Consider the following 12,824-nt stretch of genomic DNA (forward strand, 5'->3'; position numbering starts at 1 on the left):
AGAGTTAAATATAATTTTTAAAAAAGGTAAGTTCAAATGAATTGAACTTACCTTTTTGTATGTATTACCAATATAGAGCAGTATCATAAAGTCCGATTAAAATAAGGAGAACACCGGCTATACGTTGAATGTTTTTTCCTATTTTTCGGCTCTTTTTAAGTAGTGCCCCATTTAATCCTAGATAGGAGATGATGGACATTAATACGACGATAGGCAGAGCAGTTCCTATCGAAAAGAATGTAGGAAACAAGTACCCGTAATTATAGGGTAAAGATAAAGGGAGTAACGTTCCGAAAAATAGCACAAACATAGTCGGACAGAAAGCTAAAGAAAAGAAAAAACCAAGTAAAAATGAGCTGACTTCATTTTGTTTTCGAATAAATTTAATAGGGAAAAGGGTAGAGAAGAAATTTCTTCCTCTTATAATATCTGATAATATTAGACCTATTATTATTAATAAAGGTCCGATCAGTTTGCGTAACCATGGGAAATACAAAGTTAATGTTTGTTGAATTTCTTTTCCTAATAACCAGACTAAAAGTCCAAGTGTCGTAAAAGCTATTACTTTTCCTAAAATGAATAACAGTATATGTTTCCAGGTATGTCCCTTTTGTAAAGATTGATTTCCATAAAGTGTAATAGCGCTAATGTTTCCTGTTAATTGGCAAGGAGCAAGTGTACCTACAATGCCTAATAAAAATGCAAATAAAAGAGGTACAGATTTCGTAGCATTCGCGACATCTATTAAAGGAGACATGAGTTGATAGCTCCATGCACTAATTGTTGAAAACACGTCATATTCACCTTTCTAATTTAATTGTAATGTTCCCTCTTTAGTAATCTGTTTCCACGTTTTACCCTCATCGGTAGAAAGGAACACATTTGCTTTCATTGTAGCAAATACGATTTCAGCTGGATTTTGAGGGTTTTGTGATATATACATAATTGTATCTTTAGGATCTAAAGTTGGAATTTGTATGTTTGTCTCCTCATTTGTAGCAATTGTTTTCTTCGTTACGATTTGCTTATTGATAGGGGCGTAAATAACATCTTCATTACTTAATGTAATTGCGGTCGATTCAAGTGATTTAGCGAATAGTTCAAACTTATTTCCATAATCCGTAGATAAATATACACCGTCTTTAGCACTTACCACGACTACACTAGATTGATCCGGATGTACTGAAAAGGAATGAATCGTACTTGAAAGACCTTTTAACTTACTGTTTTTCCAATCTTGTCCGTTGTTCGTACTGAAATAAAAACCTTGTTGTAATTTAGAATTTGGACGCTCATTGTATAAATAAATTGCTTCCGTATTATATCCGACAGCAAGGTTATGAAAATCAGATTCTCCGTAAAACGCTAGCTTTTCAAGTGTATTACCGCCATCAGAACTTTTCATTAATCCTAAAGGATTTTTTAAATCTGCTCCTGGTTCAGGATGACCGCTGGCAAAGAACCCGTTCTTCGTTGCCTGAAACCCCATATAATCATGTAATCCAGTCTTAGTTTCAAGCCATTTTCCATTTTGATAAACTTTTATCCCGCTATGAGTGGCGATAGAAACCCCAGATATATTTCCTGCATAGCCAATTCCGTGAATGTGCTCGATTTTTCCAGATGTAATTTCTTTATAGAAGTCTTGCGGACTCGTATTTGCTGTTTCTATATTTTTTGATTCAGATTGCACCGTTTCTTTCTTCACGGGTGCTGTTTCGGTGTTGCTAGAACATCCAGTAATTATGAATAAGGAAGTAATTGCTAACCCTGTTGCTACATAATGTTTCAAAGTTGTGGCTCCTTTCCTATATATGAGATTTTAAGTATATGGAATAAATGTCAAGAAATTGTGGAGTGGTATGCATAATGTAGATTAGATGGGCACTAGTAAGGGGGGATTTTCCTTTTTCTATGAGTACTATTAATTGACGAAAAATTGTAACAATAATAAAATGAATTGATTAGATCATTAGTTTTTTAATCATACATAGAACGCTAGGGGGATTATCATGAAATCAACATTTTTTGCTCAAAATAGAGAACGATTTGCAAACACATTACCAGAGGGATCTATTACGATTTTATTTGCGGGACAAGCACCGCATATGTCAGCTGATGCACATTATAAATTTGTACCGAATCGTAATTTTTACTACTTAACGGGAATCGATGAACCAAATGTTATTTTTATGCTGAAAAAGGTTGGAAGTAGTGTTGAAGAAACACTTTTCATTGAAAAGGCAGATCCAGTAATGGAAAAATGGGTCGGTAAAACAGTTTCTAACGAAGAAGCAGAGAAAATTTCAGGTATAAAGAAAGTTATATATTTAGATAGCTTTGAAAAGACAATGTCAAATATACTTTTTACAGAAAATGCGAAGCATCTATATTTAGATATAGAACGTCGTGATTGGAATGGTACGGAGACAAAAACATTAGCATTTGCTAAACATGTAAGAGAAAAATACCCACACGTAACAATTGGTAATGTATATCCGAACATTTGTGAATTACGAGTATTTAAAACAGAGGAAGAAATTGAAATTATTAAAGAAGCGATTGCTATAACGAAAGACGGTATTTACAACGTACTTAAGCATGCAAAAGCAGGCATGATGGAGTATGAATTAGAAGCACAATTTGATTTTACACTGAAGTCATCTGGCATTAAGTACCATGCGTTCAATACAATTTTGGCGAGTGGGAAAAATGCTACAGTTCTTCATTATGAAGATAATGATGCACAAATTCAAAATGGTGACTTAGTATTACTAGATTTAGGTGCTCAAAAAGACTACTATAACGCTGATATTAGTTATACATTCCCGGCAAATGGAACATTCTCTAGTCGCCAAAAACAAATTTATAATATTGTATTAAAAGCATTAAAAGAAACAACAGAGATTATTAAGCCAGGATTAAAGTTCGCTGCATTAAATGAGCATACAAAAAAGGTACTGGCAGAAGAGTGTAAAGCAATTGGTTTAATTCAAGAAGATGAAGAGTTATCAAAATACTATTATCATGGTGTCAGCCATTTCCTTGGTTTAGATACACATGATGTAGGAACATATAAGGATAGAGTGTTAGAAGAAGGTATGGTTATAACAATTGAACCTGGTCTTTATATTGAAGGAGAATCAATTGGAATTCGTATTGAAGATGACATTCTTGTAACGAAAGACGGGTATGAAAACTTGTCAAAAGATATCATTAGGGAAGTTGAAGAAATTGAAGAATTTATGAGTGTAAATAATGAACATGTAAAAGGAAACCAAGCTGTAGTTAAATAATAAAAGAGTCATCACTAATTTATTTGAACTTTATCTCGAATCGTGGACAATTAAAAAATCCATGATTCGGGATAGGGTTCTTTTCTTCGAAATACTAATCTTTAATTATTAATCCTAATAAAGTAGCAAACTGAACAGCTTGATATGTCGATACTTTACATCCTCTTAAATCGTTCACTGAAACTGTAAGTGTATCAAAGGTAGAAGAACTAATATCTATCCCCTTCAGTGATGTCTGATCAAAATTAGCTTCATCAAGACTACATAATTGGAATTCAACTTTTTTAAGTTTACAGTCAAAAAAATCTGCATTATTTAATGAAGTTTCATTGAAGATGATTTTTTCTAGTTTAGAATTTCCAAATGCCGCTAAATTCAAAATTGAATTCTCAAATTTAACATTTCCTAAGCTAGATCCTGTGAAATTTACTCCGATTAATTTACTGTTTTTAAATTCGACTCTGTGAACAGAAGAATTGCTTAAATTAACATTTGATAAATCACAGTTTTCAAAACAAACATCTGTAATATCAATATTGCTAAAGTCTGTATTAGTAAACTTACAGTTTTTTATCACCGCATCATATAACCGCACTCTATCTACAGATTCATTTTCGAAAGTGGAGTCTATAATTTCACACACTTCCAATGTTGGATCTTCTTCATAAAAAATATCTTGAAAATTCTTTGAAGATAACTCTGGTGAAATTTTTGGTCTATCAATTTTCATCGTATATCAATCCTCTTCTATTTGATATATTTGTGTAATTTGAGTCCATTGTCTGTGAGGAACATTAGTTCTTATTATACAAAAATCTAAGTTCTTTTGTGAAGAGCATTTTAGCTACATTTTTCTTATTTAATAATAGCAGTGTTATTGTTTCTTAAGAAATAACGTCAAAACAAATACGAGAACGGCTAATATAGTCGCTACAAGGAAAGCATTTTGTATTACTAAAATATTCGTCTCTTGTAATGTCTCCGCTTTTAGTAATTTTCCAATTAGCTTACGTAAGATCTAATTACATCTCCTTATTTTCTTGAAAATCAACTTCTATAATGATTTTGAAAAAGAATAAGGAGGGATTGTCCATGAAGCGATTTGTATTAGCAGCCGTTACTGTCTCTGTAATATTTTTAATTGCTGCCTGTTCTGTGACGACAAATACAACAAATGATCATAAAAATATGAATGATAACAAAACACTACAGACTGAAACAGCTACAACACCATTGAAGGTTGAAAAAGGGCCAGAAGTTACTTTAATAGCGAAAGAAGAAAAGCAAAAATTAAGTAACGGTGTTATTGTTCCAGTCTGGACATTTAATGGCTCATCTCCTGGTCCAGAAATTCGGGTGAAAAAAGGTGAAAAGGTGAAAGTGACATTAAAAAATGAATTATCTGCACCAGTATCTATTCATTGGCATGGATATCCTGTCCCAAATAACATGGATGGAATTCCGGGCGTGACACAAGATGCAGTTGAACCAGGAAAAAGTTTTACTTACGAATTTGAAGCGAACGTACCAGGAACGTACTGGTATCACTCGCATCAAGATTCTGTAAATCAATTAGATAGAGGTTTGTATGGAGCGCTCATTGTAGAGGATACAAAGGAAAAATATGATAAAGATTACACATTACTGTTGGATGAATGGGTTACAGATAAAGAAGAAATTAAAAAGCAGTTAAAAGAAATGACAAAAGGGCAAATAGGTAATAAATCTAAAGGTGATGAAAATACGAAAAAGAATGATGATAAGAACGGCATGGATCATTCTGGTATGGACATGGGCAGTGATCAAAAAGACTCTGGCAATATGGCAGGAATGGACCATGGAAATATGAAGATGGAAGGTCATGATATGAGTATGTATGATTTATTCACAATCAATGGAAAAAGCGGTGATTTAGTAGTGCCATTGAAAGTGAATAAGGGAGATAAAGTTCGTCTTCGACTTGTTAATGCTGGTTATCTATCACATGATATACATGTTCACGGTCATGATATAAAAGTAATTGCGACAGATGGTCAACCAATAAACAATCCAAAAGTTATAAAGGATAAAGTAATTTCAATCGCACCGGGTGAACGTTATGATATTGAATTTACTGCTAATAATCCTGGGAAGTGGTATGTTGAGGACCATTCAAAAAATAAAGGTGCAAAAGGAATGAAAGCTGTTATTGAGTATGATGGCAGCAAAGAGATGAAAGATAAAGCAGATGAAAAGGGAAAATTAGCGAAATTAGATATGACGAAATATGGTGCTAAAAAATTAGGTAGTTTCACGTTAAATCAAGAGTATACTGCCACATATAATATGGACTTAAATACGCAAATGAATGAAAATGAAATGGTATATACAATTAACGGAAAGGTATTTCCGGATATTGACCCAATTCAAGTGAAAAAGGGTGATTTAGTAAAAGTGAAATTGGTAAATCGTTCTAAAATGGATGATCACCCAATGCATTTACATGGTCACTTCTTCCAGGTGTTGAGTAAAGATGGAAAACCGATAGAAGGTTCTCCAATTGTAAAAGATACATTGAACTTAAAACCAGGAGAAGAATATGAAGTAGCCTTTGTAGCAGACAATCCCGGTGAGTGGATGTTCCACTGTCACGACCTACATCATGCTTCAGCAGGGATGGTAACGGAAGTGAACTATACAGATTATAAATCTGACTATGTTCCAAACCAAAACATTCCTAATAAGCCAGAATAATAGGAAGCAGTTATCCTATGGATAGCTGCTTATTCATTTTTGTTGCAAGTACTAATGTATATGTTGATTATGCCCAGGTGAAGGTGAAGGTGAAGGTGAAGGTGCAGGAGTATGATCTGGGAATGTCGCGAATACGGCAACGATAATTACTACACTAATTGAAAGGAATAACAAAAAACGACGTTGGATAAAAGTAGAAAAGTTCTCCGATAACAATTGAATCACACAGGACATAGTAATCGTTATAGTAAGTAAAAGGCTAATGAACAATATACTATGAGCTTGTTGAGCGTTTAACATTTCTGTAATCATTGCTCCCATCATACTTGCCATTAATCCAGAGAACATTCCTTCTAAAGCAGTATATAGGTGAAAACGTAGACCCACTAAAAACCGATAAAACCACTAATTAAAATAGCAAGTAAAGTAGAATATAGTAATTCCCCCTTAAAGAGAATGCCTAAATAAAAACCAATACTTAAACCGATACTCATACTAAAAGACATAATAAATACCATATACTCCATTAGGGTACCCTTACGTTTAGAAATATTGGATACAATAAGAATTGAGGTACAGCAAAGTGTTAAGGTAGTTAACGTATAAGCAAACATTATGATACCTCCTTGTCCTATCGTTCATTTCATCATATGTGTACTTATGATAATTTATATCTGCATATTATCTGCACAATTTCATAGATGTAAGCAAAGGAACGCTTGATTTTTTAGGGCGTCTTTTTTAATTGTAAGCATGTGAAAGAAATTGTTATATTATGAGTTTCTATTGTGAAGCCATAAAGAATAAGCGTATAATATTATAGGTCTCCCATTTGCGAGACAAACCGCGAATGATAAATAAGATTGTTGTTTTATCATCGCTTCTAAACATATAGACAATGAAAGTAACACTGGAATACAGATAGGGAGTTATAAAATGAAATTAATTATTGCCGAGAAACCAGATCAAGGGTTGGCTCTTGTTTCACAGTTTAAATATCGCCGGAAAGATGGATATTTAGAGGTAGAAGCGAATGAGTTATTTCCAAATGGAGCGTACTGTACATGGGCAATTGGTCATTTGACGCAGTTATGTAATCCAGAGCATTATCACGCAGAGTGGAAAAAATGGTCACTTAATACATTACCGATGATTCCAGAGCGTTTTCAATTTGAAGTAACAAAGTCAAAGTATAAGCAATTTAACGTTGTGAAACAGCTGTTACATAATCCACAGGTAACAGAAATTATTCACGCAGGCGATGCTGGTCGTGAAGGGGAACTAATCGTACGAAATATTATTAATCTTTGTAATGTGCAAAAGCCTATGAAGCGTCTATGGATTTCGTCTTTAACGAAGCAAGCTATTTATCAAGGGTTTAAAAATTTACTTGATGAATCAGATACAATTAATACGTATTACGAAGCATACACAAGATCTTGTGCTGACTGGGTTGTTGGCATGAATGCATCACGTGTGTTTAGTATTTTGTTAAAGAAAAAAGGAATGAATGATGTATTTTCTGCTGGTCGTGTCCAAACACCAACGTTAGCATTGATTGTAAAGCGTGAGAAAGAAATTGAAAACTTTAAGTCAGAGCCTTTCTGGGAAGTGTTTGCAACCTTTAATATAGAAGGAAAGAAATATGACGGGAAATGGGAGAAGGATAATGAATCCCGCTTAAAAGACCCTGATATGGCGAATAAAATTGCGGCATTTTGCCAAGGGAAACCGACTGTTGTGAAGGAAATGAAAACGGAGCGTAAAGAGTTTCAGCCGCCGCTTTTATTCAACTTATCATCACTGCAAGCAACGGCAAATAAAGCCTTTAAGTTTTCACCGAAAAAGACGCTTGATATAACGCAAGCACTCTATCAAAAAGGGATTGTTTCTTATCCACGTTCAGATTCTAACTATGTTACTCAAGGAGAAGCAGCGACTTTCCCTGATATTTTACAGAAGTTAAGTCAGTTTGATGAATATAAAGGTTTATTACCGGCTCCGGTTGAATCCATTATGAACAATAAGCGTTATGTAAATGAAAAGAAAGTAACAGATCACTACGCGATTATTCCGACAGAGCAAGTTACAAACCCAAGCAGACTATCAGGTGATGAAAAGAAAATATACGATATGATCGTAAGAAGGCTTATTGCAGCTCATTATGAAGTTGCAATCTTTGACTATACAACGATTGTAACGCTTGTAGATGAACGTGCTGAATTCATTTCAAAAGGAAAACAGCAAATTCAAGAAGGTTGGCGTAAAGTTATTTTCCAAGACGATAAAGATGACGAAACCATTCTTCCAATTGTAGCTGAAGGTGAAGAAGGAAAAGTTGTAAAGGTGAAAGTGAAAGAAGGAAAAACACAGCCACCGAAGCGTTATACAGAAGGACAACTTATTACGTTAATGAAAACAGCCGGTAAGTATTTAGAGAATGAAGAGCTAGAGAAGGTATTGAAGAAAACAGAAGGTTTAGGTACGGAAGCGACCCGCGCGGGTATTATTACGATGCTGAAGGACCGTAAATATATAGATGTAAAGAAAAACCAAGTGTATGCGACTGATAAAGGAAAAGTATTAATTACCGCAATTGGTGACAAAATACTAGCTTCACCGGAAATGACTGCGAAATGGGAACAACGTCTTGCGGAAATTGGTGAAGGTACAGCTTCACCAGCTACATTTATGGAACAGACGAAAAAGCTATCAGCTAAAATTATTGAAGACGCAGTGGAAATGTCTGAGAAGTGGGATTTCACGGGACTACATGTTGAATCGATTGAACGAAAAGGATCGAAATTTACAACGGGTAAAAAGGTTGGTAGCTGTAAAAAATGTGATGGCGATGTAATTGATAAGTCAACGTTTTACGGTTGTTCTAACTATAATACAACGCAATGTGATTTCACCATTTCAAAGAAGATATTAAGTAAAACAATTTCGCAAAAGAATATGACAAAGCTCTTAAAAGGTGAAAAGACTGATTTAATTAAAGGTTTTAAAAAGGGCGAGAAAACGTTTGATGCGAAATTAGAGTGGAAAGATAATAAGATTAATTTTGTATTTGAGAATTAATTTGTTAAAAGAGCATGACATAAAACTGTCATGCTCTTTTGTTTTTTCTTTTATATAAAATTTAACAATAAAAAAAATCCTTTAAATAATAATTTTTTATTGTAAAACGATAAATTTTGTATTAAAATCATAATAAATGAGTGAGGTGCTTTTGTTAAAAGGTAACAACCTTATTTTTAAAATTAGAGGAGGTATAACTATGAATATTAACAATTTGATTGTTAAACATATGGATAACCCCCATGAGTTGGAGAAGATGTATAGAAAAGATCCGAAAGCTTTTAAAAAAGCATTCTCACAAGCATGGGCCCAAAACCCTGATTCTCAAATTCTAGGTGCTTGGTATGAAAGGTTGCATTTCAAGGAGAAAGTAAATAAAGAAAAAACATCTTTGTTTCAAAAAGGTTTCTTATTCATGGGCCTTTTAGCTATTTTGGCCGGCATAAGCACCAGGATCATTTTCCACTTTGTTGAGCAGGAAGCAATTGCTCCAATAAACTTGGCTTTTGGTGTAATTCCCTTTATTGCTGCTTATTTTGTTTACAATAATAAGCCGAAAAAAAGTATTATTTATTCCCTTATAGCGTTATTCCTAGTTTCCGGGGTGTATCTTAATACATTGCCAATAAATTATAAAGACAGTACCATACTTGCTTATTTACATCTTCCTATATTTTTATGGGTCTTAGTAGGGCTTGCATTTACAGGAAATGAATATTCAAAAGGCAGTACAAGATTAGCCTATATTAAATTTAATTTAGAATATTGTCTTCTCTACGGGAGCATGGCAGTGAGCGGAATGATACTAGCAATATTCACCATGCGTTTATTTAGCTTTGTTGACTTAGATATAGGAGAATTCTATTTTAGTAATGTTGTTTTATTTGGAGCAGCGGCTCTCGCTATTGTGGCTGCATACTTAGTATCAATGAATCTTAAGCTTGCTAAAAATATTACACCATACATATCTAAAATTTTTAGTCCTCTCGTCCTGATCACGTTGCTTATCTATCTTATAACGGTAATTTGGGTCGGGAAAAATCCGTTCTTGGATCGCAATTTCCTAATGGCTTTCAACGGAATACTCCTTGGTGTATTGGCTGTTACTATATTTTCTATCGTTGAAAGTGACTCGGACGAGAAAAAGAACATTTCAGATTATATAAATTTTTCCTTAATTGTTCTGGCACTTATTATTGACACTGTCGCATTGTCAGCCATAGTATTCAGACTTTCTTCTTACGGGATTACGCCTAATAGACTTGCTGTTTTAGGAGTAAATGTACTGATTTGGGCAAATCTCATTTGGATTATGTTTTCCTATATGCGTTTCTTGCAAAACAAATCAGGACCAAAAGCTATCCAAGATGCCGTTACGAAGTATTTGCCAATATACGGACTTTGGGCAGCTTTCGTTATATTTACGTTTCCTATCATTTTTAATTAGAAAGGATCTGTTAATGTAACGAAAGGTTAATTCTCTATAACATATAAAATTTTTAGAGCCCATCGTTTTATAATTGGTAGTATTATGTTTGTAGTTTCGGTAATTTCATTTGTAATGATAAATAAGAAATAAGTGTTGTATGTAATCTTTCCATAATAAAAAACGTCCCAAAATGGGACGTTTTTTATTATGCGTATTGCCGTTTTTTCTTAATAAGCAACAAAACTTGTGACACACAAGCTAGTACCGGTAACTCAATCAATGGTCCAATAACGAGTGCAAGTGCGATAAGAGGTTCGTCTGGAAAAGCGGTTACAGCGATAGCGAGTGCAACAGGTGAGTTTCTTGCTAACGTTGTTAAGCTTAGACTTACTGTATCTTTGTAAGATAAATGCATCATGCGCCCGATAAATTGTCCTAGTAAAAAATTGATGATGAAGAACAATAGAACAGGAACGAGTAATAATAAAACAACATTCATATTTTGTAGTAAATATTTACCTTGTGATGCAAACATCGCTACTATTGCTAAACTTAAAAATACAATTTGAGCAGAGCTAAAAAACGGAATGAGTTTATTCTCGAGAGGTTCAGCTTTTTTCATTTTATTCATAATGAATTTTGTAGCGTGTGCAAGTATAAATGGTAAGACGATTACGATAACAATACTTTCTACTAAAACAGAAACCGCTACAGTTTTCATGACACCAGCAAATAAAAATAAATAAATGGGAAGGAGCAGTACTTGCAAAATTAAATTTACAGGTAAAATTGCAGTAGAAAGTGCTACATTACCTTTCGCTATTTCAGTAAAGATTAAGTACCAATCTGTACATGGAGTAACCATTAACATTATAAATCCAACCCAAAGTGCTGGATGATCGGAAAGAAATAGTGCCCCTAACCCCCAAGCGAGTAAAGGTGTCCATAAGAAGTTAATAGTAAGACTTGTTCCAGCAAATTTTAAATTGCGAAATCCTTTTTTTATTTCTTTTAATGGGATGCTGAGGAATAATCCATATAGCATGAAAAATAAGAAGGGGACAATAAATTTGTCTGAATACGTATGTATCATATTAAATTGTCCGAGTACGATGCCGCATGTAACAGCAAAAAGAATAATAAAAGTTTGAATCTTTTCTATAGTGCTCATGAATAAATCCTTTCTATATATGAATTTTCCTCTCTAAGTTTATTATACAAGTAATAAAGATGTATTTGGTGTTCAATTGTATCTCGCTTAATATTTTTAAGTCGAGATTTTATTTTTTATTAAAAGTTACTTGACTAAAGTAAGTGGCTATATTACAATCACTTACATAAGGTAATTAAATAACAAAAAGTTGCAACGGCGTAACTTAAGGTATCTATTGGAACTTTTTCTTAGAATAAGAATTTTTATGATGATGAATAATGAATATGAAAAGAAAGATTAGGTGAAGAAAATGGGACTATTTAGCTCATTATTTGGTAAAAAAGAAGAAAATAAGAATGTAGAGGGGAATAAAAAAATGTCAAAAGTATTATTTGTAAAAGCAAACGATCGTCCAGCGGAGCAAGCAGTTAGTTCAAAAATGTATGAAACATTTGTAAGTACTTATAAAGAAGCAAATCCAAATACAGAAATTACGGAATTAGATTTATTTGCATTAGATCTTCCTTATTACGGAAATATCGCGATTTCAGGTGGATATAAACGTAGCCAAGGTATGGAGTTAACAGCTGAAGAGGAGAAGGCAGTTGCTACAGTAAATCAATATTTAAATCAGTTTTTAGAAGCTGATAAGGTTGTATTTGCATTCCCATTATGGAACTTTACAGTACCAGCACCATTAATCACATATATTTCATACTTATCTCAAGCTGGAAAAACGTTTAAATATACAGCAAATGGCCCAGAAGGTTTAGTTGGTGGTAAGAAAGTAGTTGTGTTAGGTGCTCGTGGTTCAGATTACTCTTCAGAACAAATGGCTCCTATGGAAATGGCAGTTAATTACGTAACAACTGTACTTGGATTCTGGGGAATTACAAATCCAGAGACAGTTGTAATTGAAGGACACAATCAATATCCAGATCGTTCACAACAAATTGTTGAAGAAGGTCTAGAAAACGTTAAAAAAGTAGCAGCAAAATTTTAATTCATGATAGTAAATGGAAAAACCAACATGGATGACCATGTTGGTTTTTTAGTCTATTTTTCATGTTAAAAAATGTATATTTATAAAATAAAAGAAAAGTTCGAAAATAGTATTGCAAAATATTATATA

The 12,824-nt window shown here is 33.5% G+C and carries 9 protein-coding genes and 1 pseudogene; 5 read left to right on the forward strand and 5 right to left on the reverse strand.

Features of this window, described 5'->3' with window-relative positions:
• Positions 1 to 64: 64 nt before the first annotated feature.
• Both DN407_RS09050 and DN407_RS09055 read right to left on the reverse strand, forming a co-directional pair.
• Complete coding sequence (locus DN407_RS09050) at positions 65 to 793, reverse strand: urease accessory protein UreH domain-containing protein (RefSeq protein ID WP_238143103.1); 729 nt, start codon at positions 791 to 793, stop codon at positions 65 to 67.
• 15 nt (positions 794 to 808) lie between these two features.
• Positions 809 to 1,792, reverse strand: a complete 984-nt coding sequence (locus DN407_RS09055; RefSeq protein WP_098567671.1) for a F510_1955 family glycosylhydrolase — start codon at positions 1,790 to 1,792, stop codon at positions 809 to 811.
• A 220-nt stretch (positions 1,793 to 2,012) separates the two neighbouring features.
• Between DN407_RS09055 and DN407_RS09060 the strand changes: the two genes are divergently transcribed.
• Entirely contained in the window at positions 2,013 to 3,296 is a 1,284-nt protein-coding gene (locus DN407_RS09060) for an aminopeptidase P family protein (protein WP_149216183.1), read from the forward strand.
• Between the two features lie 94 nt (positions 3,297 to 3,390).
• Here the strand turns inward: DN407_RS09060 and DN407_RS09065 are convergent, their stop codons facing one another.
• Positions 3,391 to 4,026, reverse strand: coding sequence for a pentapeptide repeat-containing protein (locus DN407_RS09065; RefSeq protein ID WP_000687273.1), 636 nt, complete (start codon positions 4,024 to 4,026; stop codon positions 3,391 to 3,393).
• A gap of 362 nt (positions 4,027 to 4,388) precedes the next feature.
• On the opposite strand from DN407_RS09065, the gene DN407_RS09070 reads away from it, so the two are divergent.
• Positions 4,389 to 6,029: a multicopper oxidase family protein gene (locus DN407_RS09070; protein WP_098280981.1), complete on the forward strand. Its 1,641-nt coding sequence runs from the start codon at positions 4,389 to 4,391 to the stop codon at positions 6,027 to 6,029.
• 51 nt (positions 6,030 to 6,080) lie between these two features.
• Here the strand turns inward: DN407_RS09070 and DN407_RS09075 are convergent.
• Positions 6,081 to 6,643, reverse strand: a pseudogene (locus tag DN407_RS09075) (hypothetical protein).
• A 322-nt stretch (positions 6,644 to 6,965) separates the two neighbouring features.
• Here DN407_RS09075 and topB point away from each other — a divergent pair.
• Together topB and DN407_RS09090 are read left to right on the forward strand one after the other, a co-directional pair.
• Positions 6,966 to 9,110, forward strand: a complete 2,145-nt coding sequence (gene topB, locus DN407_RS09085; protein WP_149216184.1) for a DNA topoisomerase III — start codon at positions 6,966 to 6,968, stop codon at positions 9,108 to 9,110.
• 199 nt (positions 9,111 to 9,309) lie between these two features.
• The gene (locus DN407_RS09090; RefSeq protein WP_001024706.1) at positions 9,310 to 10,557 is read left to right on the forward strand and encodes a DUF4153 domain-containing protein; all 1,248 of its coding nucleotides are present in this window, start codon (positions 9,310 to 9,312) and stop codon (positions 10,555 to 10,557) included.
• A 187-nt stretch (positions 10,558 to 10,744) separates the two neighbouring features.
• Here the strand turns inward: DN407_RS09090 and DN407_RS09095 are convergent, their stop codons facing one another.
• Positions 10,745 to 11,710 carry an arsenic resistance protein gene (locus DN407_RS09095; protein ID WP_000103805.1) on the reverse strand — a complete coding sequence of 322 codons (966 nt, stop codon included), beginning with the start codon at positions 11,708 to 11,710 and terminating at the stop codon, positions 10,745 to 10,747.
• Between the two features lie 292 nt (positions 11,711 to 12,002).
• Here DN407_RS09095 and DN407_RS09100 point away from each other — a divergent pair, with 292 nt between their 5' ends.
• Positions 12,003 to 12,695: an FMN-dependent NADH-azoreductase gene (locus DN407_RS09100; protein WP_149216185.1), complete on the forward strand. Its 693-nt coding sequence runs from the start codon at positions 12,003 to 12,005 to the stop codon at positions 12,693 to 12,695.
• Positions 12,696 to 12,824 lie beyond the last annotated feature (129 nt).

It is taken from the genome of Bacillus sp. JAS24-2 (genome assembly GCF_008274905.1).
Classification (GTDB): Bacteria; Bacillota; Bacilli; order Bacillales; family Bacillaceae_G; genus Bacillus_A; species Bacillus_A cereus.